At 71.8% G+C, this 23,164-nt stretch carries 25 protein-coding genes; 14 read left to right on the top strand and 11 right to left on the bottom strand.

What is annotated here, in order from left to right:
• The first annotated feature begins 120 nt into the window (after nucleotides 1-120).
• Nucleotides 121-1,125, top strand: a complete 1,005-nt coding sequence (locus ACGFW6_RS24325; RefSeq protein ID WP_393513499.1) for a DMT family transporter — start codon at nucleotides 121-123, stop codon at nucleotides 1,123-1,125.
• Nucleotides 1,126-1,327: 202 nt separating this feature from the next.
• Nucleotides 1,328-2,296 carry a DMT family transporter gene (locus tag ACGFW6_RS24320; RefSeq protein ID WP_393513496.1) on the top strand — a complete coding sequence of 323 codons (969 nt, stop codon included), beginning with the start codon at nucleotides 1,328-1,330 and terminating at the stop codon, nucleotides 2,294-2,296.
• An 81-nt stretch (nucleotides 2,297-2,377) separates the two neighbouring features.
• Here ACGFW6_RS24320 and ACGFW6_RS24315 read toward each other — a convergent pair whose 3' ends face one another.
• Together ACGFW6_RS24315 and ACGFW6_RS24310 are read right to left on the bottom strand one after the other, a co-directional pair.
• The gene (locus ACGFW6_RS24315) at nucleotides 2,378-3,010 is read right to left on the bottom strand and encodes an FMN-binding negative transcriptional regulator (RefSeq protein WP_393513493.1); all 633 of its coding nucleotides are present in this window, start codon (nucleotides 3,008-3,010) and stop codon (nucleotides 2,378-2,380) included.
• Entirely contained in the window at nucleotides 3,010-3,693 is a 684-nt protein-coding gene (locus ACGFW6_RS24310) for a pyridoxamine 5'-phosphate oxidase family protein (RefSeq protein ID WP_393513491.1), read from the bottom strand. The genes ACGFW6_RS24315 and ACGFW6_RS24310 overlap by 1 nt, the downstream gene beginning before the upstream one ends.
• A 35-nt stretch (nucleotides 3,694-3,728) precedes the next feature.
• Here ACGFW6_RS24310 and ACGFW6_RS24305 point away from each other — a divergent pair, with 35 nt between their 5' ends.
• Nucleotides 3,729-5,060: an aminotransferase class I/II-fold pyridoxal phosphate-dependent enzyme gene (locus ACGFW6_RS24305; protein ID WP_393513488.1), complete on the top strand. Its 1,332-nt coding sequence runs from the start codon at nucleotides 3,729-3,731 to the stop codon at nucleotides 5,058-5,060.
• A gap of 335 nt (nucleotides 5,061-5,395) precedes the next feature.
• On the opposite strand, the gene ACGFW6_RS24300 is transcribed toward ACGFW6_RS24305, so the two are convergent.
• Nucleotides 5,396-6,334: a DMT family transporter gene (locus ACGFW6_RS24300; protein ID WP_393513485.1), complete on the bottom strand. Its 939-nt coding sequence runs from the start codon at nucleotides 6,332-6,334 to the stop codon at nucleotides 5,396-5,398.
• A 74-nt stretch (nucleotides 6,335-6,408) separates the two neighbouring features.
• Here ACGFW6_RS24300 and ACGFW6_RS24295 point away from each other — a divergent pair, with 74 nt between their 5' ends.
• Nucleotides 6,409-7,311: a LysR family transcriptional regulator gene (locus ACGFW6_RS24295; protein ID WP_393513482.1), complete on the top strand. Its 903-nt coding sequence runs from the start codon at nucleotides 6,409-6,411 to the stop codon at nucleotides 7,309-7,311.
• A 94-nt stretch (nucleotides 7,312-7,405) separates the two neighbouring features.
• Here the strand turns inward: ACGFW6_RS24295 and ACGFW6_RS24290 are convergent, their stop codons facing one another.
• Entirely contained in the window at nucleotides 7,406-7,873 is a 468-nt protein-coding gene (locus ACGFW6_RS24290; protein ID WP_393513479.1) for a pyridoxamine 5'-phosphate oxidase family protein, read from the bottom strand.
• 160 nt (nucleotides 7,874-8,033) lie between these two features.
• Here ACGFW6_RS24290 and ACGFW6_RS24285 point away from each other — a divergent pair, with 160 nt between their 5' ends.
• Nucleotides 8,034-8,708 (top strand): isochorismatase family protein, encoded by a 675-nt coding sequence (locus ACGFW6_RS24285; protein WP_393513476.1) that lies wholly within the window; start codon nucleotides 8,034-8,036, stop codon nucleotides 8,706-8,708.
• Here the strand turns inward: ACGFW6_RS24285 and ACGFW6_RS24280 are convergent.
• On the bottom strand, nucleotides 8,695-9,186 hold the full coding sequence (locus ACGFW6_RS24280) for a Rieske (2Fe-2S) protein (protein ID WP_393513473.1): 492 nt from the start codon (nucleotides 9,184-9,186) through the stop codon (nucleotides 8,695-8,697). The two genes, ACGFW6_RS24285 and ACGFW6_RS24280, sit on opposite strands and share 14 nt — an antisense overlap.
• Before the next feature lie 218 nt (nucleotides 9,187-9,404).
• On the opposite strand from ACGFW6_RS24280, the gene ACGFW6_RS24275 reads away from it, so the two are divergent.
• From ACGFW6_RS24275 to ACGFW6_RS24245, 7 genes are all read left to right on the top strand, one after another.
• On the top strand, nucleotides 9,405-10,169 hold the full coding sequence (locus ACGFW6_RS24275; protein ID WP_393513470.1) for a HipA family kinase: 765 nt from the start codon (nucleotides 9,405-9,407) through the stop codon (nucleotides 10,167-10,169).
• Nucleotides 10,166-10,615, top strand: coding sequence for a DUF3037 domain-containing protein (locus ACGFW6_RS24270; RefSeq protein ID WP_393513462.1), 450 nt, complete (start codon nucleotides 10,166-10,168; stop codon nucleotides 10,613-10,615). The genes ACGFW6_RS24275 and ACGFW6_RS24270 overlap by 4 nt, the downstream gene beginning before the upstream one ends.
• A 113-nt stretch (nucleotides 10,616-10,728) precedes the next feature.
• Nucleotides 10,729-11,490, top strand: a complete 762-nt coding sequence (fabG, locus tag ACGFW6_RS24265) for a 3-oxoacyl-ACP reductase FabG (protein WP_107912163.1) — start codon at nucleotides 10,729-10,731, stop codon at nucleotides 11,488-11,490.
• 19 nt (nucleotides 11,491-11,509) lie between these two features.
• The gene (locus ACGFW6_RS24260) at nucleotides 11,510-12,271 is read left to right on the top strand and encodes an SDR family oxidoreductase (protein WP_393513459.1); all 762 of its coding nucleotides are present in this window, start codon (nucleotides 11,510-11,512) and stop codon (nucleotides 12,269-12,271) included.
• A 203-nt stretch (nucleotides 12,272-12,474) separates the two neighbouring features.
• Nucleotides 12,475-14,055, top strand: coding sequence for an ABC transporter substrate-binding protein (locus tag ACGFW6_RS24255; RefSeq protein ID WP_393513456.1), 1,581 nt, complete (start codon nucleotides 12,475-12,477; stop codon nucleotides 14,053-14,055).
• Nucleotides 14,056-14,196: 141 nt separating this feature from the next.
• Complete coding sequence (gene ung, locus ACGFW6_RS24250; RefSeq protein WP_393513453.1) at nucleotides 14,197-14,880, top strand: uracil-DNA glycosylase; 684 nt, start codon at nucleotides 14,197-14,199, stop codon at nucleotides 14,878-14,880.
• A 127-nt stretch (nucleotides 14,881-15,007) separates the two neighbouring features.
• Nucleotides 15,008-15,463, top strand: coding sequence for a hypothetical protein (locus ACGFW6_RS24245; protein ID WP_393513450.1), 456 nt, complete (start codon nucleotides 15,008-15,010; stop codon nucleotides 15,461-15,463).
• A gap of 22 nt (nucleotides 15,464-15,485) precedes the next feature.
• Here ACGFW6_RS24245 and ACGFW6_RS24240 read toward each other — a convergent pair whose 3' ends face one another.
• The 3 genes from ACGFW6_RS24240 to ACGFW6_RS24230 all read right to left on the bottom strand — a co-directional run bounded on the left by ACGFW6_RS24240 (nucleotide 15,486) and on the right by ACGFW6_RS24230 (nucleotide 17,266).
• Nucleotides 15,486-15,995 carry a hypothetical protein gene (locus tag ACGFW6_RS24240; RefSeq protein ID WP_393513448.1) on the bottom strand — a complete coding sequence of 170 codons (510 nt, stop codon included), beginning with the start codon at nucleotides 15,993-15,995 and terminating at the stop codon, nucleotides 15,486-15,488.
• Between the two features lie 112 nt (nucleotides 15,996-16,107).
• Nucleotides 16,108-16,620: a DinB family protein gene (locus ACGFW6_RS24235; RefSeq protein WP_393513445.1), complete on the bottom strand. Its 513-nt coding sequence runs from the start codon at nucleotides 16,618-16,620 to the stop codon at nucleotides 16,108-16,110.
• A gap of 19 nt (nucleotides 16,621-16,639) precedes the next feature.
• Complete coding sequence (locus ACGFW6_RS24230) at nucleotides 16,640-17,266, bottom strand: TetR/AcrR family transcriptional regulator (protein WP_393513442.1); 627 nt, start codon at nucleotides 17,264-17,266, stop codon at nucleotides 16,640-16,642.
• A gap of 84 nt (nucleotides 17,267-17,350) precedes the next feature.
• On the opposite strand from ACGFW6_RS24230, the gene ACGFW6_RS24225 reads away from it, so the two are divergent.
• The gene (locus ACGFW6_RS24225; RefSeq protein ID WP_393513439.1) at nucleotides 17,351-18,553 is read left to right on the top strand and encodes an FAD-dependent monooxygenase; all 1,203 of its coding nucleotides are present in this window, start codon (nucleotides 17,351-17,353) and stop codon (nucleotides 18,551-18,553) included.
• A 13-nt stretch (nucleotides 18,554-18,566) separates the two neighbouring features.
• The gene (locus tag ACGFW6_RS24220) at nucleotides 18,567-19,472 is read left to right on the top strand and encodes a Gfo/Idh/MocA family protein (RefSeq protein ID WP_393513436.1); all 906 of its coding nucleotides are present in this window, start codon (nucleotides 18,567-18,569) and stop codon (nucleotides 19,470-19,472) included.
• On the opposite strand, the gene lnt is transcribed toward ACGFW6_RS24220, so the two are convergent.
• From lnt to ACGFW6_RS24205, 3 genes are all read right to left on the bottom strand, one after another.
• Nucleotides 19,396-20,982, bottom strand: coding sequence for an apolipoprotein N-acyltransferase (gene lnt / locus ACGFW6_RS24215; RefSeq protein WP_393513434.1), 1,587 nt, complete (start codon nucleotides 20,980-20,982; stop codon nucleotides 19,396-19,398). The two genes, ACGFW6_RS24220 and lnt, sit on opposite strands and share 77 nt — an antisense overlap.
• A gap of 73 nt (nucleotides 20,983-21,055) precedes the next feature.
• Nucleotides 21,056-21,541, bottom strand: coding sequence for a nuclear transport factor 2 family protein (locus ACGFW6_RS24210; protein WP_393513431.1), 486 nt, complete (start codon nucleotides 21,539-21,541; stop codon nucleotides 21,056-21,058).
• Nucleotides 21,542-21,905: 364 nt separating this feature from the next.
• The gene (locus ACGFW6_RS24205; RefSeq protein WP_393513428.1) at nucleotides 21,906-23,135 is read right to left on the bottom strand and encodes a hypothetical protein; all 1,230 of its coding nucleotides are present in this window, start codon (nucleotides 23,133-23,135) and stop codon (nucleotides 21,906-21,908) included.
• Nucleotides 23,136-23,164 lie beyond the last annotated feature (29 nt).

The raw sequence follows: 23,164 nt of genomic DNA, 5'->3' as shown, positions 1-23,164 counted from the left end.
TCCCCCGGTTCTCCGGGCCGGTCGAGCCGTACCCGCACCACCCCGCCGAGCCCTGTCGACCGTCCACACCGCGAGACAGGTGTCAACGGGGATGACGCTGCTGTCATCGCCTGTCATCATGTGCCGGTGCGTAAGTCAGAGGGCGGCCCGGCGGGCCGCGGCAAAGGTGCCGGGCTCGGTCTCGCGGTCGGATCCGCGATCGCCTTCGGAGGTTCCGGGGTCGCGGCCAAGCCGCTGATCGAGGCAGGGCTCGACCCGCTCCACGTGGTGTGGCTGCGGGTGGCCGGCGCGGCGCTGGTGATGCTGCCGCTCGCCGTGCGCCACCGTGCGCTGCTGAGGGACCGACCCGCCCTGCTCGCCGGGTTCGGGCTGTTCGGTGTGGCCGGCGTGCAGGCGTTCTACTTCGCCTCGATCTCCCGCATCCCGGTCGGCGTGGCCCTGCTCGTCGAGTACCTCGCGCCCGCCCTCGTGCTCGGCTGGGTCCGGTTCGTCCAGCGGCGCCCGGTGACCCGTGCGGCCGCCGTGGGCGTGGTCCTGGCGGTCGGCGGCCTCGCCTGTGTCGTCGAAGTCTGGGCGGGCTTGAGCTTCGACGCCCTCGGACTGCTCCTCGCGCTCGGCGCCGCCTGCTGCCAGGTCGGCTACTTCGTCCTGTCCGACCAGGGCAGCGACTCCGGCGAGCGGGCACCCGACCCACTCGGTGTCATCGCCTACGGCCTCCTGGTCGGCGCCGCCGTCCTGACCGTCGTCGCCCGCCCCTGGACCATGGACTGGGCGGTCCTCACGGGCACCGCCGGCATGAACGGCACCCCGGTCGCGGCGGCCCTGCTGCTCGCCTGGATCGTGCTCGTCGCGACCGTCCTCGCGTACGTCACCGGCGTGGTCTCGGTGCGCCGTCTGTCGCCGCAGGTCGCCGGCGTCGTCGCGTGCCTGGAAGCGGTGGTGGCCACCGTCCTCGCCTGGTTCCTGCTCGGCGAGCACCTCTCGGCGCCGCAGATCGTCGGCGGGGCGATCGTTCTCGCCGGAGCGTTCATCGCGCAGTCGTCGGCGCCGGCCAGGACCTCGGTCGAACCGGTGGCCAGTGGGGGACCCGAACGTGAGTTGTCCGCCCGCGGAAACGTCGCCTAGGCTGCGCAATCATGCCTACGACACTCGTTCTTCCGCCTCCGGCCGCCTGAGGCGGGCCTCCGGAAAAGCCGAGCCTCGGTGCCCGACGGGACCTGAATCCCGCGCACCGCACGGCGCAACGGTGCTGCCCGCGGACGAAGTCCATGGACCCCGCTGAACCGGGCTCCTCCCTGCGCTTCTGCATGTCTGCGGAGAACCACTCGTGTCGAACACATCTGTCTCCGGCCTGCCCCTCGGGCGAGGCCTCCTCTACCTGATCATCGCCGGTGCCGCCTGGGGCACCGCGGGCGCCGCCGCCTCGCTGGTCTACCGGACCAGCGACATGGGGCCGATCGCCCTCTCCTTCTGGCGCTGCGCGGCCGGCTTCGTGCTGCTGCTCGCCGTACGGCTGCTGCGGCCCCGTCCCCGGCGGAGCGTCCGTGAGCCCTTCTCCCGCAAGGCGCTGCGGGCCGGGGTCACGGGCCTCGGACTCGCCGTGTTCCAGACGGCCTACTTCGCGGCCGTCGAGGCCACCGGGCTCGCCGTGGGCACGGTGATCACCCTCGGCGCCGGTCCCGTGTTCATCGCGCTCGGCGCCCGGCTGACGCTGGGGGAGCGGCTCGGCCGGGGCGGTGCCGCGGCGGTGGCCGGCGCGCTCACCGGGCTCGCCGTGCTGGCGCTCGGCGGCGAGGGCGCGACCGTACGGCCGTGGGGCGTGCTGCTCGCGCTGGTGTCCGCCGCCGGGTACAGCGTGATGACCCTGCTGACCCGCAGGTGGGGCCGCGACGGCGGGTCCGACGCGGCCGGGACGTCCGTGTGGGCCTTCGCGGTCACCAGCCTGTGCCTGCTGCCGCTCGCCCTCGTCGAGGGACTGCTGCCGCACACCGCCGATCCGATCCGGCTCGGCTGGCTGCTGGCGTACATCGCGGCCGTCCCCACGGCTCTGGCCTACGCCCTGTACTTCGCGGGCGCGGCCGCCGTACGGTCCGCCACCGTCTCCGTGATCATGCTGTTGGAGCCGGTCAGCGCGGCCGTGCTGGCCGTCGTCCTGCTCGGTGAGCACCTCACCGCACCGACCCTCCTCGGCACCCTGCTGATGCTGGGGTCCGTCGCGGGCCTCGCGGTGGCGGAGACACGCGGAGCGCGGCGGGAGAGGGAGCGCGAACGGGAGCCCGAGCCGATGTCGGCGTGACGCCGAGGGGTCCCACACCGCACCGGTGCGGGACCCCTCGCCCCGCGCCTCCCCGAGTTCCTCGGCTCCGCCCGACCTCGCTCAGGCGGGGCGGCGGCGCAGCATGTGGTCCCGGGCCGCGGTGTCACGGGGACCGCCACGGCCGGCCAGGTTGCCCGCGATCCGGTCCTGTACCTCCGCCGTGCGCCGGCCCCCGAACTTGAACTTCGCGCGTACGCCGGTCACCTCGAGGCGCAGTCCGCGGATGCCGGACAGCAGCCTGCCGTAGGGCGCCTGTCCGACCGCGACCTCCGCCGAACCGCCCTCCGGCTGGAAGTGGCCGACCTGGCGGTTGAGCAGCTCGGCCTTCTCGGCCGGGTCGTCCACGACATGTGCCCGGCAGCGGAGCTGGACGGCCGCGTAGAAGCTGGTCGGCTCGCCGTGCTCGGTCGGCTGCTCCGGTCCCGCCTGCCACGGGCCCGGCACGTACACGTAGTCGTCGACCACACTCAGGACGACCTCGGGGCTCGCCAGGAGCGCCGGCCAGATCGGGTTGGGGCGGGCCAGGTGCGTGACGATCTCGTCGCGCCCGGCGTCGTACGTGAAGTGCAGCGGCTGGACGTGCGGCGGCTCGTCGTCCAGGCCGTTGACCACGAGCTGCCCGAAGTCGTGGTCGTCGAGCCAGCGCTGCCACTCGGTGTCGTCGTGGGGAGCGTCCCAGGGGTGGATCAGCATCACAGGTCCGCGAGGTAGCCGGGAAGTTCGGTGCCGGGGGCCAGGTCGGGGTCGCCGAGCGGGGTGTCGTAGCCCTTGCGCAGCGGCACGACGCCGGCCCAGTGGGGGAGGGAGAGGTCCTCGGGCTCGTCGTTGACGCCGCCGGTGCGCAGCTTCGCGGAGACCTCGTTCAGGTCGAGGCGGATCACGGCGGTGGCGGCGAGCTCCTTCTTGTTGGCGGGCCGGGAGTCACGGGACCGGCCCGCCACCACGTGGTCGACGAGCGCGTCGAGGGCGATCCGCTTCTCCTGCGGGTCCGTCACGTCGTACGCGGTGCCGTGCACCACCACGGACCGGTAGTTGATCGAGTGGTGGAAGGCCGAGCGGGCCAGGATCAGCGCGTCGACATGCGTCACCGTCAGGCACACCGGCAGCCCGGGGTCCGCCTGGCCGGTCATGCGCAGCGGGCGCGAGCCGGTGGAGCCGTGGACGTAGAGCGTCTCGCCTACGCGGCCGAACAGCGTGGGCAGCACGACGGGCGCGCCGTCCCGGACGAAGCCGAGGTGGCAGACGTAGGCCTCGTCGAGTATCGCGTGCACCAGTTCCTTGTCGTAGGCCGCGCGCTCGGCGGAGCGGGTGGGGACGGTGCGGTCGGTCGGCGTGTAGGCGGCGGCTTGCGACGTCGGTTCCTCGGTCCCCTGCATTGCGTTCTCCATTGCACTAGTACATAATGTTGTTTGTGCTAGAAGGATATCGGATCGAGGGGCGTCGCGCAGCCGACATCGCGGCGAGCGTCGAGCGTGCGGTCGGCGCGGGTGAGCTGGAGCCGGGCCAAGTGCTGCCTCCCATGCGGGAGTTGGCGACGCAGCTGGGCGTGAACCCCAATACGGTCGCCGCCGCCTATCGCGTTCTGCGGGAGCGTGGAGTGATCGAGACCGCGGGCCGCCGGGGGAGCCGGGTGCGGCCGAGGCCCGCCACGACCGGGCGCGAGTCCGTCCGGGTGGATGTGCCCGAGGGCGTCCGTAACGTCGCGAGCGGCAATCCGGACCCCGCGCTGCTGCCGTCCCTGGCGAAGGCGTTCGCGGCCGCCGCCGAGCTCTCCGACCGGCAACCGGTGCTGTACGGGGACGACCCCGTGGAACCGGAGCTGGCGCGCATCGCCCGGGCCCGGCTGGACGCCGACGGGGTGCCGGCGGGACCGCTGGCCGTCGCCTCGGGCTCCCTCGACGCCATCGAGCGTGTCCTCACGGCCCACCTCAAGCCGGCAGACACCGTCGCCGTCGAGGACCCCGGCTGGGGCAGCCTGCTGGATCTGATCCCGGCGCTCGGCCTGCGTACGGTCCCTGTCGCGGTCGACGACGAGGGACCGCTGCCGGACGACGTGCGCCAGGCCCTCGACGCCGGGGCACGCGCCCTGATCGTGACCGACCGTGTGCAGAACCCCACCGGAGCCGTGGTGACCGCCACGCGTGCGCGTGCCCTGCGCTCCGCGCTGCGCGATCACCCCGAGATCCTGCTCATCGAGGACGACCACGGCCACGGCATCGTCGACCTCCCCGTGCACCCCCTGGCCGGCACCACCCGTCACTGGGCCTTCGTCCGCTCGGTCGCCAAGGCGTACGGCCCCGACCTGCGACTCGCCGTGCTCACCGGGGACGAGGTCACCGTGGACCGGGTGCGCGGGCGGCAGCGCCTCGGCGCCGGCTGGGTGAGCAGGCTCGTGCAACGGGCCGTGGTGCGGTTGTGGAGTGACGGCGCCGTGGACCCGGCGGCGGTGTCGAAGACCTACGCCGCCCGCCGTGACCTGCTCATCCGGGCGCTGGCCGAACGCGGGGTCGAGGCCCACGGACGCAGCGGCCTCAACGTCTGGATCCCGGTTCCCGACGAGACCGGCGCCGTCTCCCGCCTGCTGCACGCCGGCTGGGCGGTCGCCCCCGGCGCCCGCTTCCGCACCGGCTCACCACCGGGCATCCGCGTCACCACCTCGACACTCACCGAGGAGGAGACAGACCCCCTGGCCGACGCGGTGGCAACGGCGGTAGGCCCGGGCCCGGCAAGAAGCTACGTCTGAACGCCGCCCCCCAAGAGGCGCGGTCAACCGCGCAAAGGCGAGGCACAACACCCGGCGGCGTCTGAACACAGGGTCCGGCAGCGCCGGTCGGGGGCGCGGGGAACTGCGCGAAGGCGAGGTACAACACGGGGCGGTGTCTGAACACAGGGTCCGGCAGCGCCGGTCAGGGGCGCGGGGAACTGCGCGAGGGCGAGGTGCAACACGGGGCGGTGTCTGAACACAGGGTCCGGCAGCGCCGGTCAGGGGCGCGGGGAACTGCGCGACCAGCCACGCACGACCCGCAGCCGCGCACGGCCCCGCAGCCGCACACGACCACCGCCCCCCTCCCACTACCACTAGGCCCCCCGTCTCACCTGGGTCAGCGCCGCACCCGCCAGCACGATCACCGCCCCCACCGGAGTCGACCAGCCAAGGGACTCACCGAGCAGCGCAACCCCCGCCGCGGTCGCGATCACCGGAATGAAATACGTGACCATCTGGGCCGTGGTCGGCCCCACTTCCGCGACCAACCCGTACTGGATCAGCACCGCGAGCCCGGTCCCCAGGGCACCGAGTGCCACGATCGCCAACAGCGGCACGACCGAGAACGTGGTCGGCACGGACGTGAACAACGGCGTGACCACGGCCAGTTGAACCGTCGCCAGCAACAACTGCGCCCCGGTCAGCGAAAGATGCGACTCGCCGGCCCCGGCCAGCGTGCGGCGAACGTAGATCCAGCCGATCGGATAGCTCAAGGAAGCCAGCAGCGCCATCGCCGTACCCGTGCCGTCCAGCCCTTCGAACCCCTGCCACGCCCCGAGCACCGTCAGCACACCGAGGAACCCGATGCCGAGCCCGGCCACCCGCACCCGGGTCGGCCGGTCCTCCGACAGGGCGACCATCGACAGGGCCATGCCCCACAGCGGCGAGGTCGCGTTGCAGATGCCCGCCAGCGTCGACGGGATCGTCAGCTCGGAGTACGCGAACAAGGAGAACGGCAGCGCGTTCAGCAGGAACGCGGCCACCGTCAGGTGCCCCCACGTGCGCGCCCCGCGCGGCAGCCGCTCCCGCTTCACCGCCATCGCGGCCGCCAGCACCGCCGTACCGAACACCAGCCGCCCCAGCGTGACCTGGAAGGGGGCGTAACCGTCGGTGCCGACCTTGATGAGCAGGAAGCTGAAACCCCAGATCAGGGAGAGACCGGCGAACCGCAGCCGCCAGTCGAGGCGGCCACGGGGGTGAGGTCGGACGGAGGACGCGGGCGCGGTCGCGTCGCGCGAGGCGGTGACGGTCATACCGGCAACCATGCCGCCCACCACCTCGTAGCACAATCGAGATTTCGCTCGCGGTATCTCGTAGCATTGCTTACATGTTGAACCTGGAGCGCCTGCGCACCCTCGACGCCCTCGCCCGGCACGGCTCGGTCAGCGCCGCCGCCGAAGGGCTGCACATCACGACGTCGGCCGTCTCGCAGCAGATGTCCAAGCTGGAGCGCGAGGTCGGCCAGCAGCTCCTGGCCAAGAACGGACGGGGCGTACGGCTCACCGACGCCGGTCGGCTGCTCGCCGAGCACGCGGCCCGCATCCTGTCGCAGGTCGAGCTGGCCCAGGCCGATCTGGAGGCGCAGCGCGGCCAGGTCGTCGGCGAGCTGCGGCTGGCCGCGTTCCCCACCGCCCTGCGCGGACTGTTCCCCGCCGCGCTCACCGCGCTGCGCGCCGACCACCCGGCGCTGCGCCTGACATCGCGCGAGCTGGAGCCCGAGTACGGCGTCGCCGCCGTGCTGCGGGGCGACGCCGACCTCGCCGTCGTGCTGGACTGGTACAACAAGCCGCTGCCCATGCCCGAGGGGCTCGCCAAGGCGCCGATTCTCGACGACCGCGTGGAGATCGCCATGCCCGAGGCGCACCCCCTCGCCGACCGGAGCGAAGTCGACCTCGCGGACTTCGCGGGCGACGAGTGGGTGGCCTGGCCCGAGGGCGAGTTCTGCCACGAGTGGCTGCTCTACACCCTGCGGACCAAGGGGATCGAACCCCGGATCGCCCATCGCGCCGAGGAGCATCACACCCAACTCGCGCTGGTCGCCGCCGGGTTGGGCGTCTGTGTCGCGCCCAGGCTGGGCCGTGACCCGATGCCGCTGGGCGTGCGGGCCGTGCCCGTGCGCAACCGGGTCCACCGCTACGTCTACGCGGTGTGGCGGGCGGACGCCGACCGCCGCCCGTCGATCCGGGCCGCGGTCCAGGCCCTGCGGACGGCGGCCGAGAAGGTCGGCTGACCCGGCCCCGTCGGCCCGGCCCCGTCGGCCCGGCCCCGTCGGCCCGGCCCCGTCGGCCCGGCCCCGTCGGCCCGGCCCCGTCGGCCCGGCCCCGCTAGGCCGACCCCAGCTTCCGGAAGTCCCACGACACGATCTTCTCGGGGGTCAGCCGTATCCAGGCGTGCCGCCCGTCGTGCGGCATCTCGTCGAGGCCGAAGTTCTTGCGGGCGAACAGCGTCTCGGGCACGTCGAGTTCGGCGCACAGCTCGCCCACGCGCGGCGCCTCGCCCACGAAGTCGACGGTGCCGGACAGCTCGACGCCGCGCAGCTGCTCGTACTCCTCACCCGTGTCGATCACGATCGCGACCCGCGGATCGCGCCGCAGATCCGTCCACCGCTTGCTGCGGAGCACCGAGTACAGCCACAGCGAGTTGCTGTCCCAGGCGAACCACAGGGCGCTGACATGCGGAAAGCCGTCGGCGGACACGGTGGCGACCCGGCAGGTGCGCTGCTCGGTGAGGAACTCGTCCAGTTCGCCGGGCGTCATCATGATCTTCCGGCCCCGGCGCTGAGTGACGGTCATACGTCCCCCTCTTCTCTCACGTCGTGCCAGAGGAGAGATCCTCTGACATCACGTCAGAAAAGGATGAGTCGTCTTCCGTCCACACGCAATGGTGGTTCCGTCCTCGCGCGTTGATGGCTACGCTCGCCGGCCACGCCGCCGTCGGGCACAGGGGGACCCCATGCCGTCGAAGGACCGACTCAGCGCAACTCTCGACCCCGCCACCACCGTCCTGCTCACCGTCGAGTGCCAGCAGGGCGTCGTCGGCCAGGACAGCGCCCTGCCCGAACTCGCCAAGGAGGCCCGGGACTCGGGCGTTCTCGCCAACGTCGCCCGGCTGGTGGCCGCGGCCCGCGCGAGCGGCGTCCAGGTGATCCACGCGATCGCCGAACGCCGCCCCGACGGACGCGGAGCCAACCGCAACGCCCGCCTCTTCCGCGCCGCCGCACGGCTCCCCGTCCAACAGCTGACCGGTACCGAGGCGGTACGGGTGGCGGCGCCGATCGAGGTCGCCGATGAGGACCTCGTCGTACGACGGCTGCACGGCCTGTCGCCGATCCAGGGCACCGATGTCGACGCGCTGCTGCGCAACCTGGGCTGCCGCACACTCGTGATCACCGGGGTCTCGGCCAACGTCGCGATCCCCAACACCGTGTTCGACGCCGTCAACCGCGGCTACACGGCCGTCGTGCCCTCGGACGCCATCGCGGGGGTGCCCTCCGACTACACCCCCGCGATGATCAGCCACACCCTCGCATTGGTCGCCACGGTCGCGACCACGGACGAGGTACTGGACTGTTTCGCGCGTCCGAGCGGGGCCCGAGCCCGTCCGGCGCCGCCGGTCAGGCCAGCGTGATCGAGTCGCCCGACACGCTGATCTGCTGGGCGGCCAGCGGCTGGGTCGCGGGCCCCTTCTTCACACTGCCGTCGAGGACGGAGAACTGACTGCCGTGGCAGGCACAGGACAGGGTGTCCTCCTTGAGGTCCGTCATCGGGCAGTTCTGGTGGGTGCAGATGGTCGAGAAGGCCTTGAAGTCGCCGGCCGCCGGCTGCGACACGACCACCTTCTCGTCGCTGAAGACCTTCCCCGAGCCCTCCGGGATATCGGCCGTCTTCGCGAGCGCCGCGCCGCCCGCGCCGGCGTCGGCGGACGAGCCGCCGCCCGACTCGGTGGTCTCTCCCGCGCCGGCGGCACCCTGTTCGGTGGACGAGCCGGACGCCCCGTCGTCCGATCCGCACGCGGTCAGCGCAGCGGCGAGCCCGGCCGCGCCGACCGCCGCCACGACAGTACGGCGGCTCGGTCCCGACACCGGCTGAACTGATTCGCTGGTCATGCTGACGTTCCTTCCCGTCATTCGTGATCTGCCGAGAGGTACGGTCCTTTGGGACCGGCTGTTCAGACGATGTCGAAATCCTGACCCGGTCCGGCGGGGAGGTGGGTAAAGCGGAGCTGTCGGTTCACTGTCCGGAGCTGTCGATCCGCTGTCGACGCCGACGCACCGCCGCCCGCCGGGGCCACGCCGGCCCCCTCCCGCGCCAGTAACCTGGGGCGATGCTCAAGGAAGTCATCGCGACCCGCTACATCACGCCCCTGCGTGAGGGCGGCTCACTGCCGGGACTCGTCGAAGCCGACGACTTCGGGACATACGTCATGAAGTTCACCGGTGCCGGGCAGGGCCGCAAGACGCTGATCGCCGAGATCGTCGTCGGCGAACTCGCCCGCAGGCTCGGGTTCAGGGTGCCCCGCCTGGTGACCGTCGAACTCGACCCGGTGCTGGGGCTCGGCGAACCCGACCAGCAGGTGCAGGAGCTGCTCAGGTCCAGCGGCGGCACCAATCTCGGGATGGACTTCCTCTCCGGCGCGCTCGGCTTCGACCCGCTCGCCTTCGAGGTGGGCGCCGGGGAAGCCGGCCGGATCGTCTGGTTCGACGCCCTGGTGAACAACGTCGACCGGTCCTGGCGCAACCCCAACCTGCTGATGTGGCGGCGGGATCTGTGGCTCATCGACCACGGCGCGACCATGATCTGGCACCACAACTGGCCCGGGGCACTGGCCTCGGCGGAACGCGCCTACGACGCCTCCGACCACGCCCTCGCCACCTTCGCGCCCGATGTGCGCGCCGCCGCCGCCGAGTTGGCGCCGCTGGTCACCGAGGAACTGCTCGCCGAGGTGACCGCCGAGATCCCGGACGCCTGGCTGGCCGGGGAGCCCGGCTTCGACACCCCGGACGACCTCCGCCGGGCCTACGCGGGACCGCTGCTGTCCCGCGCCGCCGTCATCCACGAGCGCGTCACCGGAATCGAGGAGAGCAAGTGAGCGAGCGACACATTCACATGGCCGGCCATGTGGTCGAGCGCCACATCATCCGGGGCAGTGAGTCGAACGACCGGGACGTCTTCGAGTACGTCCTCCTGCGCGTCGTACCCCGCGTCGAACGCGGCGAGTGCATCAACGCGGGCGTGCTGGTGTACTGCCGGCCCCAGGGCTACGTCGGCGCCCGCACCCACCTCGACGAGGCGCGGCTGCTCGCCCTCGACCCGGGCGCGGACGTCGCCGGCATCCGGGCCGCGCTCGGGGCCGTCGAGCGGGTCTGCGGCGGCAGCGACGCGGCGGGGCAGGCGGCCGGCGACGACGCCGGGCGGCGTTTTCGCTGGCTGATCGCGCCCCGCTCGACGGTCGTCCAGCCGGGGCCCGTGCACACCGGGCTCACCTCCGATCCGGCCGCCGAGGCCGAACGGCTGCTGGAGCTGTTGGTGAAGTGACGGATCAGGTAATGGATCACATGCGCGCGGCCACCGTTGACACCGCGTGCCAGGACTTCTAGCGTCACGTCCATCGAAGGTACTAAGCGGTCGCTCACCGAGGAGAGTCTCTGATGTCCACCACTGATCAGCGGGTCGCCGTAGTCACCGGCGGAGCGCGCGGGATCGGCGCCGCCACCGCCGTACGCCTGGCCGCCGAGGGACGCGCGGTCGCCGTGATCGACCTCGACGAGGCCGCCTGCAAGGACACCGTGGAGAAGATCACGGCGGCCGGCGGCAAGGCCATCGCGGTCGGCTGCGACGTCTCCGACGAGGCGCAGGTCGAGGCCGCCGTCGCGCGGATCGCCGAGGAGCTCGGTGCCCCGACGATCCTGGTCAACAACGCGGGCGTGCTGCGCGACAACCTGCTGTTCAAGATGAGCGTCGCCGACTGGGACACCGTCATGAACGTCCACCTGCGCGGCGCCTTCCTGATGTCGAAGGCCTGCCAGAAGCACATGGTGGACGCGGGCTTCGGCCGGATCGTCAACCTCTCCTCCTCCTCCGCCCTCGGCAACCGCGGCCAGGTCAACTACTCCGCCGCCAAGGCCGGCCTGCAGGGCTTCACCAAGACCCTCGCCAAGGAGCTCGGCAAGTTCGGCGTCACCGCCAACGCCGTCGCCCCCGGCTTCATCGCCACCGAGATGACCAAGGCCACCGCGGACCGCGTCGGCATGGGCTTCGAGGACTTCAAGGCCGCCGCCGCCACCCAGATCCCGGTGGCCCGCGTCGGCGAGCCCGACGACATCGCCAACGCCATCGCCTTCTTCACGGGCGAGGCGGCCGGATTCGTCTCCGGCCAGGTGCTGTACGTCGCCGGCGGACCGCTCGACTAAGGGCACAGGAGACATCGACATGACTGAACTTCCCGCACTCTCCGGCAAGGTCGCCCTCGTCACGGGCGCCAGCCGCGGCATCGGCTACGGCGTCGCCGAGGCGCTCGTCGCGCGCGGCGACCGCGTCGTCATCACCGGCCGGGGCGAGGACGCCCTCAAGGAGGCCGTCGAACAGCTCAGTGCCGACCGTGCCGTCTACGTGGCCGGCAAGGCGCACGACGAGGCCCACCAGGCCGTCGCCGTGGAGCGCGCCATGGAGGCCTTCGGCCGGGTCGACTACCTGGTCAACAACGCCGGTACCAACCCGGTGTTCGGCCCGCTCGCCGACCTCGACCTGAACGTGGCCCGCAAGGTGTTCGAGACCAACGTGATCTCGGCACTCGGCTTCGCGCAGAAGACGTGGCACGCCTGGCAGAAGGACAACGGCGGCGCGATCGTCAACATCGCCTCCGTCGCGGGCATCGCCCCCTCGCCGTTCATCGCCGCCTACGGGGTCAGCAAGGCCGCGATGATCAACCTCACCCAGCAGATGGCGCACGAGTTCGCCCCCAAGGTGCGGGTCAACGCGATCGCCCCGGCCGTGGTGAAGACCAAGTTCGCCCAGGCGCTGTACGAGGGCCGGGAGGCCGAGGCCGCCGCGTCCTACCCGCTGGGCCGGCTCGGCGTCCCCTCCGACATCGGCGGCGCCGCGGCGTTCCTCACCTCGGACCAGTCCGACTGGGTCACCGGGCAGACGCTCGTCGTCGACGGCGGCATCTTCCTGAACGCGGGCGTCGGCTGACGCCGGGACACCCGAAACCGCCACAGACGCGGGCGTCGCTGGACATCAGCGGCGCCCGCGTCGACGTATCGGAAGATCACTAAACATTGACAACGTAGTCACCTGAAGAACGAACAAGTGCACTACGAGACAGGAGGTCCCACGGCCGGAACACTGCGGTATGGTCTGCCGACCCTTGGTATGGCAGATCGAGGAGCGTGCGCGTGTTCAACCGGATCCGACGCCTGCGGCAGGTGGCGGCCATCGCGTCCATATCGTCCCTGGTGGCAGGTTGTGGTGTCCTCTCGTCCGACTCGACGGAGGACCAGGGACCGATCATGGTGGGGACGACGGCCGCCCCCAGCACCCTTGATCCCGCCGCGTCGTGGGACAGCTCCTGGGAACTGTTCCGCAACATTTACCAGACACTGCTGAGCTATCCCTCGGGCGCCAGCGCCCCCGAGCCGGATGCCGCCGAGAGCTGCCGGTTCACCGACACCTCGAACATGAAGTACCAGTGCGAGCTGCGCGAGGGACTGACCTTCTCCGACGGGCACACGCTCGACGCCAAGGCGGTCAAGTACTCGATCGACCGCATCCGGAAGATCAACGTCAACGGCGGTCCCGCCGGTCTGCTGGGCAGCCTCGAACGGGTCCAGGTGCTGAACGACCGCGAGGTCGTCTTCCACCTCAACAAGGCCGACGCGACCTTCCCGTTCGTGCTCGCCACCCCGGCGATGTCGATCGTCGACCCCGAGGACTACCCCGCGGACAAGCTCCGCGAGGACGGCACCATCGTCGGCTCCGGGCCGTACACCCTGTCGTCGTACGACGAGGGCAAGACGGCCGAACTGGTCAAGAACGACAGCTACAAGGGTGCTGCCGAGCGCAAGAACAGCGCCGTGACCATCCGCTACTACCAGGATTCGGCCACCATGGTCGGCGCGCTGCGCGACAAGAAGCTCGACGTCGCCTTCCGTGGTCTCGCCGCCGACGACATCGTCGAGATCCAGGCCGACGACGATGACGAGCTCCAGATGATCGAGGGCTCCGGCACCGAGATCAACTACCTGGTGTTCAACCCCAAGGACCCGATGGCCGGCAAGGCCGCGGTCCGCAAGGCCGTCGCCCAAGTCGTCGACCGCCCGGCCATCGCGCACAAGGTCTACAAGGACACCGTCGAGCCGCTGTACTCCATGGTCCCCAAGGGCCTGACGGGGCACACCACCGGCTTCTTCGACGACTACGGCGACCCGAGCACGGCCAAGGCCCGCAAGATCCTCACCGAAGCGGGCATCACCACCCCGGTCAAGCTCAACTTCTGGTACACCAGCGACCGCTACGGCTCGGCCACCAAGGCGGAGTTCGAGGAGCTGAAGAGTCAGCTGGAGGAGTCCGGCCTCTTCGAGATCACCCTCAAGAGCCGCCCCTGGAAGGACTACGTCACCGGCTACCAGAAGGGCGAGTACCCGGTGTTCGGGCGTGGCTGGTTCCCCGACTTCCCGGACGCCGACAACTTCATCGCGCCGTTCGTCGGCGAGCAGAACGCCCTCGGCACGCCCTACGTGACGCCCCGCATCACCGAGGACCTGCTGCCCAACTCCCGCGCCCAGAGCGACCGGGCCAACGTCGTCAAGGACTTCGAGGACGCCCAGCGCATCCTCGTCGACGACGCGCGGCTCCTGCCGCTGTGGCAGGGCCGGCAGTACGTGGCCGCGAGCGCCGAGGTCTCCGGTGCGGAGCGCGCCCTGGACCCGTCGACGATCATGTTGATGGGAGAGCTGTACCGCAAGACCAGCTGGTAGGGGAGACCCTCCGGCGGGTGGCGGAGCGGGATGTGCGGTCCACGGCCCGATTGTCAGTGGGCGCCTGTAGGTTCTGATGCCTGGACGCGACCGCTGGTCGTGCACCGCACATCGTCTGCCGTACACCGTGAGGAAGTTGACGTGACCGACATCGCCATGCTGCCCGAATCCTGGCGCGGGGTTCTGGGTGACGAGCTTCAGCAGCCGTACTTCAAGGAGCTGACGGAGTTCGTCGAGGAGGAGCGGGCGAAGGGTCCCGTCTACCCGCCGCGCGAGGAGGTCTTCGCCGCGCTGGACGCGACGCCGTACGACAAGGTGAAGGTCCTGATCCTCGGCCAGGACCCGTACCACGGCGAGGGCCAGGGCCACGGTCTGTGCTTCTCGGTCCGTCCGGGGGTGAAGACCCCGCCCTCGCTGCGCAACATCTACAAGGAGATGCAGCAGGAGCTCGGCCACCCCGTCCCGGACAACGGCTATCTGATGCCGTGGGCCGAGCAGGGCGTCCTGCTGCTCAACGCGGTGCTGACGGTCCGCTCCGGCGAGGCGAACTCGCACAAGGGCAAGGGCTGGGAGAAGTTCACCGACGCGGTGATCAAGGCCGTCGCCGGCCGGCCCGACCCCGCGGTGTTCGTGCTGTGGGGCAACTACGCGCAGAAGAAGCTCCCGCTCATCGACGAGACCCGGCATGTGGTGGTCAAGGGGGCGCACCCCTCGCCGCTGTCGGCGAAGAAGTTCTTCGGCTCCCGCCCGTTCACCCAGATCGACGAGGCGGTGGCCCAGCAGGGTCACGAGCCGATCGACTGGCGCATCCCGAACCTGGGCTGACCGGCCCCGCGCACCGGGCCGGTTCCGCGACGGGCCGGCCCGGCCCCGTACGGAGCCGCCTGACCGGGAATGCCCGTGCGGGCGGTTAGCGTCGGAGGGGACCAGCCGACGAGGGCCGGAGGACGCGGTGGCGGAGCGACAGGGGCAGACGGGGTCGGACGCCGTGCTGACGCGGATCGGGCAGGTCGTGATGCTGCATCACGCCGGGGACCGCGAGGAGGCGCGCCACCGTCTGCTGGATCTGTGGGCGGAGCTCGACGAGGACGCCGACCCGCTGCACCGGTGCGCCCTGGCCCACTATCTGGCCGACACCCAGGACGACCCCACGGACGAGCTGGCCTGGGATCTGCGGGCGTTGGCGGAGGCGGAAGCGGCCGCCGGCGCGGTCGCCGTCCGCGCGCTGTATCCCTCGCTGCACCTGAATCTGGCGGCCGACTATGTGAAGCTCGACCGCACGGAGGCGGCCATCGCCCATCTGCGTCGGGCGCGGGGGGCGGCGGGGGTGCTGCGGGACGACAGCTACGGCGACGGGGTGCGGGCGCAGCTCCTGCGGCTGGAGGGGCGGCTCGGGGAGGGCGACTGAAGCCGCCGGCCCGAGGCCACTCTCAGTGTCCGTACGTCCGGTCGCAGATCTGCGACTCGGGGCTGTCCGGCCGCCAGCCTCCGTACTTCCTGCCCAGGTCGCAGACGTCGCTGTTGCCCTGGGCCTCCTTGGGCAGCGACTGTGACACATCCGGAACCGCCGGGACGTCCTGCTGATGCGCGTGAGCGCCGGAGTGGGGGCGGCCGGGTTCTCGTTCCTCCCGGTGGCCTCCCGAGGAGTGCGAGCGAGTGGGCGGCGGTGTCGGCCGGGCCGGTGGCGGCGGGGGAGACGCGGGGCGTGCGCCGGACGGCGAGGCGGCGGGGCTCCGGGACGGTTCGACGAGAGTCAGGGCCTCCCGGGCCGGCGCCTGCACCACCTTGGGGTCGGTGTGGACGCCCGGCCCGGGAACCTGCGGCCGGGACGGCGCCGTCGGTGCCGGGGAAGCCGGCGGACGCTGGACCGTCGTGCAGCCGCCGAGGGCCGAGACGGCCACGGTGACCAGGAGCGTTGCGGTGGTCGTCGTTCGATGCACGCGCGCAACTCTGCTGGGTCGTCCGCCCGTTGGGACAGCGGACAAGCAGAGGTTGGTCCACACGGGTGATCTCCGGCCCCGTACGGGCGGCCCGGGCCCGCCCCCGCTGACGTCAGTCGCCGGTCGCGCCGTCGACCCGCTCCCGGAGCAGGTCCGCGTGTCCGTTGTGACGGGCGTACTCCTCGATCATGTGCGTGTAGATCCACCGCAGGTTGAACTGCCGGCCGCTGTGCCGGCTCCGGCCCTTGGAGAGATCGTCCAGGCCGAAGCCGGCCGCGTTGCGCCGTGCGATGTCGATCTCGGCCTGCCAGGTCGCGTACGCCTCCTGCCAGGTGTCCGCGTCGGTGAGATGGAACTCTCCGTCCGGGTCCTCCTCGGTGCCGTAGATCGGCCCGGCGTCGTCGGTCACGAGCACCTGCCGGAACCAGCCCCGCTCCACCTCCGCCATGTGCCGCACCAGCCCCATCAGCGACAGCTCGGAAGGCTCCACGGACGCGGTCCTGAGCTGGGCGTCGGTCAGGCCCTCGCACTTCCACGCGAGCGTCTGCCGGTGGTAGTCCAGCCAGCCCTCCAGCATGGTGCGCTCGTCGGCGGTGGTGGCGGGCTCGTTGCGTTCTGTCGTCATGCTGGCATCGTCGCTCAACTCACCCTGACTCACCAGGAGTTTTCCCGGGCGCGGGACCGTCGCCGAACATCCCGCCGAGGAGTTCGCGCAGGCCCGCCCGCACCTCCTCCAGGCTCGGTACCTCCGCGCTGAAGGAACCGGCCACACAGCTGAACATCAGCCCGTCCGCCCACGCGACCAGCGACAGCACGTGCCGGGCCGGGGACGTCGAGCCCAGCGCGGTCACCAGTGCGGCGAGCTGGTCGCGGAAGCGGGCGCCGGTCGCGTCGAAGTAGGCGCGCAGCTCGGGGCGGCGTGTGGCCTCCAGGGCGAGTTCGTAGCGGGCGAGGGTCAGTTCGCGGTTACGGGTCAGCGCGCGGTGCGTGGCCAGGGCCAGTCCGTCGACCAGCGCGTCGAGACCGTCACGCGGGTCCGGCATCTCCTCCAGCGCCAGGACCTTCGCCTCGCGGTCGGCGAGGCGGCGCACCGTCAGCTCCAGGAGTGCCTGGCGGGTGCGTGCCACGTTCGACGTGGAGCCCTGCGGCAGCCCGGCCGTCTCGTCGACCGCCCGGTGGGTGAGCCCGCGCATCCCGCGCTCGGCGAGCAGCGCGAGGGCGGTGTCGGCGACGAGATCGGCGCGGGAGGCGCCGGTGGTGCGTTCGGACATGGAGATCAACCTACCCCGCTCACTACACCTGTAGTACAGTCGGTGCCTGAAGGAACTACACCTGTAGTCAGCTCAGGAGGAGTCATGGCACAGTCGAGGCGGGCCGTCGTCATCGGCGGCGGCATCGGGGGCCTGACCGCGGCGGTCGCCCTGCACGACAGCGGCTGGGACGTCACCGTGCTGGAACGGGCCCCGTCCCTGGAGCCGGTCGGGGCGGCCATCTCCCTCGCGCCGAACTCCCTGCGCGCGCTGGACGTCATCGGCGTCGGCGACGAGATCCGCGACCTCGCGGCCTGGCAGGGCGACGGAGGGCTGCGCACCCCGTCCGGGCGCTGGCTCTCCCGCACGGACGCCGACGCCGTCGCCGCCCGCTTCGGCGGCCCCCTCGTCCTGCTGCACCGGGCCACCCTCGTCAACAGCCTCGCCGCACGCCTCCCCCCGGAGTCCGTCCGCACCGGGACCGCCGCGAGCCTCGCCGACCCGGGCGACGCGAGCCGGCCGGCCCGCGTGAGCACACCGGACGGCGACCTGGAGGCCGACCTGGTGGTGGCCGCCGACGGCATCCGGTCCGCCGTACGGCGGGCGCTGTTCCCGCAGCACCCCGGGGCCGTCTACTCCGGGTTCACCACCTGGCGGGTCGTCATCCCCGTGCCCGGCGCGCGGTTCGCCTCGCACGAGACCTGGGGCCGGGGCCGCATCTGGGGCTCGCACCCGCTCAAGGACGGCCGCGTCTACGCCTACGCGGCGGCCGTCACGCCCGCCGGGGAACACGCCCCCGACGACGAGAAGGCCGAACTGCTGCGCCGCTACGGCGACTGGCACGACCCGATCCCCGCGATCCTCGCCGCCGCCCGCCCCGAGGACGTCCTGCGTCACGACGTCCATCACATCGCCGACCCGCTGCCCGCCCACCACCACGGCCGGGTCGCCCTGATCGGGGACGCCGCGCACGCGATGCCGCCGACCCTGGGACAGGGCGGGAACCAGGCCGTCGAGGACGCGGTCGTCCTGGCGCACCACGGCGACGACCTCGTCGGCTACAGCGCGGCCCGCCTTCCGCGCACGACCGCCGTCGCCCGCCGGGCCGTCCGCGTCGGCCGGCTGAACATGATGACGGGCCGCACCGCGATCGCCGTACGGAACACGGCACTCGCCGCGGTGTCCAAGGCCGCTCCACTGCTGTTCCTGCGCGGCTTCGAGGGCATCGCCGACTGGCGGCCTCCGCAGGCGCCGTATGCTGCCGGGGAGACCCGGCAGGCAACCGCCGGCCCGGCCGGCAACAGCTAGAGGAGACAACCCCGTGAAGGTCGGCTGCATCGGACTCGGTGACATCGCGCAGAAGGCGTACCTGCCGGTGCTCGGAGTACAGCCCGGGGTCGAACTGCATCTCCAGACCCGTACGCCCGCGACGCTCGCCCGGGTCGCCGACGGCCTTCACCTGCCCGCCGGGCAGCGCCACGAGGACCTCGACTCACTGCTCGCCCAGGACCTCGACGCCGCCTTCGTGCACGCGCCCACCGGCGCCCACCCGGAGATCGTGACCCGGCTGCTGGAGGCGGGCGTGGCGACCTACGTCGACAAGCCGCTCGCCTACCGGCTCGCCGACTCCGAGCGGCTGGTGGCGCTCGCCGAGCAGCGGAACGTGAGCCTTGCCGTCGGCTTCAACCGGCGCCACGCCCCCGGCTACGCACAGTGCGCCGACCATCCGCGCGAGCTGATCCTGATGCAGAAGAACCGGATCGGGCTGCCGGAAGAGCCGCGCGCGATGATCCTGGACGACTTCATCCACGTCGTCGACACCCTGCGCTTCCTCGCGCCCGGCCCGATCGACGACGTGACCGTGCGGGCCCGCGTCGTGGACGGGCTGCTGCACCACGTCGTGCTCCAGCTCGCCGGGGACGGCTTCACCGCGCTCGGCGTGATGAACCGGCTCAGCGGCTCCGCCGAGGAGATCCTGGAGGTGTCCGGGCAGGACACCAAGCGTCAGGTCCTCAACCTCGCCGACGTCGTCGACCACAAGGGCCAGCCCAGCGTGCGGCGGCGCGGGGACTGGGTGCCGGTGGCCCGGCAGCGCGGCATCGAGCAGGCGGTGCTCTCCTTCCTCGACGCCGTGCGCGCGGGCAAGGTGCTCAGCGCCCGGGACGCGCTGGCGACTCATGAGCTGTGCGAGCGGGTCGTACGTGCGGTTCAGGAGCGGACCGCCTGATCCGGGGCCGCAGCGTCCGCACGCCCTCGCTCACGCACCAGGCCGCCATGATCAGCAGCGCCATCTGCACCGGCCAGTCGCCGAAGCGGACGTACGGCGTGACACCGCCGGACAGCGGCACCTCGTAGACCGCGCCGGCGCTCGCGCTCGTCCCCAGCCACGGCCCTATGCGCTGCCCGCTCGGTCCGTACACCGCGGAGACGCCGGTCAGCGTCGCGTGCACCATCGGCCTGCCCGTCTCGGCGGCGCGCAGCGCGGCCAGCGAGGCATGCTGCTCCGGCGCCCAGCTCTGCTGGAACGTCGACGTGGCCGACTGGGCGACCAGCACCTCGGCGCCACGGTCCGCGAGGCTGCGGCTCATGTCGGAGAACGCGGACTCGAAGCAGACCATCGGGCCGATCCGCAACCCGTGCCCGACGTCCATCACGACCTGCTGCGTGCCGCGCCTGCGGTCCTCGTCGGCCGCCCGGCCCACGGACGTGGCCCAGCCCAGCATCGAGCGCATCGGTATGTACTCCCCGAAGGGGACCAGGCGCATCTTGTCGTAGCGGGCACCGGTCGGGCCGTCCGGACCGACCAGGATGGAGCTCTTGTAGATGCCGGGCTTGTCGGAGCGGCGCGCGTCCACGTTGACCAGGATGTTCACCCCGGTCTCGCGGGAGAGCGCGGCGAGCCGCCGGGCGAGGTCGGGCCGCTCCCCGAGGTCGAAGCCGACGCTGCTCTCGCCCCACACGATCAGGTCGACGTCCTGGCCGGCCAGCTCACGCGTGAGCTGCTCCTCGCGGTGGAAGCGCCGGTCGGGACCGTCCGGGCCGCCCTGGATGACCCCGGGCTGCACGACCGCTATCCGGACCCGGTCCTGGACGTCGGGGCGCGGGGACCACACCCAGGCGGCCGAGGTGGCCACGGCCGTCGCGGTGAGGCCGGCCACCGCGGGGACGCGGGACGTACGCACCGTCACCAGCACGGCGACCGCGACGTTCACGGTCACCACCAGGTAGCTGATCAGCCACACCCCGCCCACCGAGGCCAGCCGCAGCGCGGGCTCCACCTGCCACTGACTGGAGCCCAGCACGCCCCACGGGCCGCCGAGCCCCTGCCAGGAGCGGACGAGCTCGATCATGAGCCAGCCGGACGGCAGGACGGCGAGTGCCGCTGCCACCCGGCCGGGGGAGGGGCTGGGCGCGCCCAGGAAGCGGCGCACCAGCCAGGCCCAGGGCGCCCACAGGGCGCCGAGCAGGCCGGCGATGACGAACGTGAAGACGTGCAGGTTGGGAAGGAGCCAGTGATGCATGGCCAGCATGAAGCCGAAGCCGCCCCACCAGCCGTCGCGCAGCGCCCGCCTCCCGGTCGGCGCCGTACGGATGAGGGCGATCCACGGGACCAGGGCGACGTAGGCGAACCACCACAGCGACGGCTGGGGGAAGGCGAGCACGGGCAGCGCACCGGCGAGGACGGCGGCGGTGGAGCGCCGCCAGGGTGAGGCGAGCCAGTCGCTGATCGTCTTCATACGGCCTCCCTACCCACCCGGTGGTCCTTCCAGTGTGCTCACAGGCACGGACAGTGGCACAGTGGGCATTCGCTCAGTCGATCACCGCCGGGGCGGTCCGCTCCGGCAGCCGGCGCCACTTCTCCTGGACGACGACCTCGCGCAGCCGCCAGCCGTCGTCCGTGCGCAGCAACGCGAAGGCGTACCGGCCTCCGCACACGAAGTCGGGGGCCGAGGAGCCCTCGCCGTCCGCCGCGAACCGCATCGGGTTGAGGTAGTCGGCCTGCACCCGGGCCGTGTCGCCGGTGTCCTGCTCCAGGATCCCGAAACGGACCCGCCGATTGACGATGAGGTGCTGGCGCATCGAGAACAACCGCAGACTGTCCGCGAGCCACGCGGCGATGCTGCCGGCGTCCCCCTCGATGCCGCCGGCCGAGCGGTAGTCCGCGCGCCCGTCGGGGGTGAACAGGCTCCGGTACGACGACCAGTCGCCGTCGTCCACGGCCACCGCGTAGTCGGTGATCACTTCGTCGACCGCCAACCGGTCCCTCAGGGTGGCGACTTCCGCACGCTGCGTCATCGGCTCAGTGTTGGGCATGAGGTGGACGGTTCCAAGAGGGCGGACGGCGATATTCGGGGGAGGCGGGCCGGTGATGCGCGAACGTACCTGATGCGGGGCAGCACCAAGTCCGTTGGGCGAGCCCGCCGAAGCATGGATCATGGGGGCGTGACGAGGTGGACGAAGAAAGTTGACCCGGTCGGGCAATCGGAGCGTGAGCCCGAGCCCGAGCTCTCGGCGTATCAGCGGGCGATGCGGAACCGGCTGCTCGCGGCCCCGGTGGTGCCGGCGCCCGAGCCCTGGCGGCGCGTTGCCTTCGAACCGGTCGGCGGACTCCTGGGGATCGGCTTCGCGTCGCATCCGGACAGCGGCCGTCGGACGGTCGTCAGGTCAGGCCGCGGCCCCGGCGGCGGCGTACGAGGGCGAGCGTGCCCGCACCCGTGACCACCGCCGCGGCAGCCGCGCACGTGACCGGCAACGGTGAGGACCCGGTCTCTGCCAGGTGGCCGCCGTTCGCCGTGGTCCCGTCGCCGCCGGTTGTTCCGCCGACGGTACCCCCGTTCGATCCCCCGTTCGATCCGCCGGTCAATCCGTCGGCCGTCCCGCCTGCGCCACCGGTCGAGCTGCCCGGTGAGCCGGTCGGCGCTCCGCCTACGACGTCCAGTGTGATGTCGGCCTTGTCGTTGGACTGGTCGGGGTCGGCCGGTCGCGCATCGGTGCTCAGCGCCACCGAGCCCTTCGCGGGAGTCACCCGCTTGTCGATCTTCAGTTGGAAGGTGTAGGTCTCCCGGCCGCCCTCGTCGAGAGCCCGCTGACTCATGCCGCACGCGTACGCGGCACCCTTGGCCTTGCAGAACCCGGGGGCCTTGACGACCGAGGTTCCGGCGGGCGGCGTGACCATGACCCTCGCGGTTCGCTCCCCCACCTCGGCCATGACCCAGGCGGGCCCGGCGTTGCTGAACTCCACTGTCATCGGCACCGTTTCACCGACGCGTCCCTTCAACGCGGCGCCCGTTACCTGGAAATCGGCCGTGTTGACGGAGGTGACGGGCACGATGACGACTCGTGCGGATCCAGCGCCCCCGGCCTGTCCTTCGACCAGTTCCACCGCCGGTGCGGTCCCTGCCACCGGTGGAAAGCCGTTCTCGTCCGCCCCCGGATCGTTTTCGTCGACGCGCAGGAGCAACTCGTCGTTGAACGCGCGGTCCAGGGCTTTGACACGCAGCGGCCTGTCGGGTGTGTAGACGACCCCCGGCTCCACCGCCCGGTCGAACCCGCACACCACGGTCCATCTCTCGGGCATCTCGTCGTAGGACCGGACCTGTTGAGCTCGGCAGTTGGAGGGAACCTCCGCGAAATCGAGTCCCCGCGTGACGGCGTAGGTGACCCACACCTTCTCGGCGGCCTCGGTGCCCTTGTTCGCCACGGTGACCGGAAGATCGAAGGTGCTCCCCGGATGCACTCCGTCGATCGGCTGGATGCCTCCCATGACCAATGCGGGTGCGGCTGCATCGGCGGAGGCGGCGGGAGCCGCGGCCAGCGCGATCAGGCCGGCGGCGCCGAGGGCGGCTACAGCTGCACGGGAGGCGCGACGGTTGTGCGGGGGCATCGGCATGGAGAGAACCTCTGTCGGAACGCGGGTAA

Source organism: Streptomyces sp. Y7 (assembly GCF_043195415.1).
Lineage (GTDB): Bacteria > Actinomycetota > Actinomycetes > Streptomycetales > Streptomycetaceae > Streptomyces.
Note: the sequence above shows the minus strand (reverse complement) of the source record. Positions and strands in the feature narration are given on the sequence as shown.

What these genes read in the sequence shown, in the direction of transcription:
- ACGFW6_RS24315 (WP_393513493.1), bottom strand. Translation starts at nt 3,010, where the DNA reads ATGCTGATCCACCCCTGGGACGCTCCCCACGACGACACCGAGTGGCAG.
- ACGFW6_RS24310 (WP_393513491.1), bottom strand. Translation starts at nt 3,693, where the DNA reads ATGCAGGGGACCGAGGAACCGACGTCGCAAGCCGCCGCCTACACGCCG.
- ACGFW6_RS24300 (WP_393513485.1), bottom strand. Translation starts at nt 6,334, where the DNA reads ATGACCGTCACCGCCTCGCGCGACGCGACCGCGCCCGCGTCCTCCGTC.
- ACGFW6_RS24295 (WP_393513482.1), top strand. Translation starts at nt 6,409, where the DNA reads ATGTTGAACCTGGAGCGCCTGCGCACCCTCGACGCCCTCGCCCGGCAC.
- ACGFW6_RS24290 (WP_393513479.1), bottom strand. Translation starts at nt 7,873, where the DNA reads ATGACCGTCACTCAGCGCCGGGGCCGGAAGATCATGATGACGCCCGGC.
- ACGFW6_RS24285 (WP_393513476.1), top strand. Translation starts at nt 8,034, where the DNA reads ATGCCGTCGAAGGACCGACTCAGCGCAACTCTCGACCCCGCCACCACC.
- ACGFW6_RS24280 (WP_393513473.1), bottom strand. Translation starts at nt 9,186, where the DNA reads ATGACCAGCGAATCAGTTCAGCCGGTGTCGGGACCGAGCCGCCGTACT.
- ACGFW6_RS24275 (WP_393513470.1), top strand. Translation starts at nt 9,405, where the DNA reads ATGCTCAAGGAAGTCATCGCGACCCGCTACATCACGCCCCTGCGTGAG.
- fabG (WP_107912163.1), top strand. Translation starts at nt 10,729, where the DNA reads ATGTCCACCACTGATCAGCGGGTCGCCGTAGTCACCGGCGGAGCGCGC.
- ACGFW6_RS24260 (WP_393513459.1), top strand. Translation starts at nt 11,510, where the DNA reads ATGACTGAACTTCCCGCACTCTCCGGCAAGGTCGCCCTCGTCACGGGC.
- ACGFW6_RS24235 (WP_393513445.1), bottom strand. Translation starts at nt 16,620, where the DNA reads ATGACGACAGAACGCAACGAGCCCGCCACCACCGCCGACGAGCGCACC.
- ACGFW6_RS24230 (WP_393513442.1), bottom strand. Translation starts at nt 17,266, where the DNA reads ATGTCCGAACGCACCACCGGCGCCTCCCGCGCCGATCTCGTCGCCGAC.
- ACGFW6_RS24225 (WP_393513439.1), top strand. Translation starts at nt 17,351, where the DNA reads ATGGCACAGTCGAGGCGGGCCGTCGTCATCGGCGGCGGCATCGGGGGC.
- lnt (WP_393513434.1), bottom strand. Translation starts at nt 20,982, where the DNA reads ATGAAGACGATCAGCGACTGGCTCGCCTCACCCTGGCGGCGCTCCACC.
- ACGFW6_RS24210 (WP_393513431.1), bottom strand. Translation starts at nt 21,541, where the DNA reads ATGACGCAGCGTGCGGAAGTCGCCACCCTGAGGGACCGGTTGGCGGTC.
- ACGFW6_RS24205 (WP_393513428.1), bottom strand. Translation starts at nt 23,135, where the DNA reads ATGCCGATGCCCCCGCACAACCGTCGCGCCTCCCGTGCAGCTGTAGCC.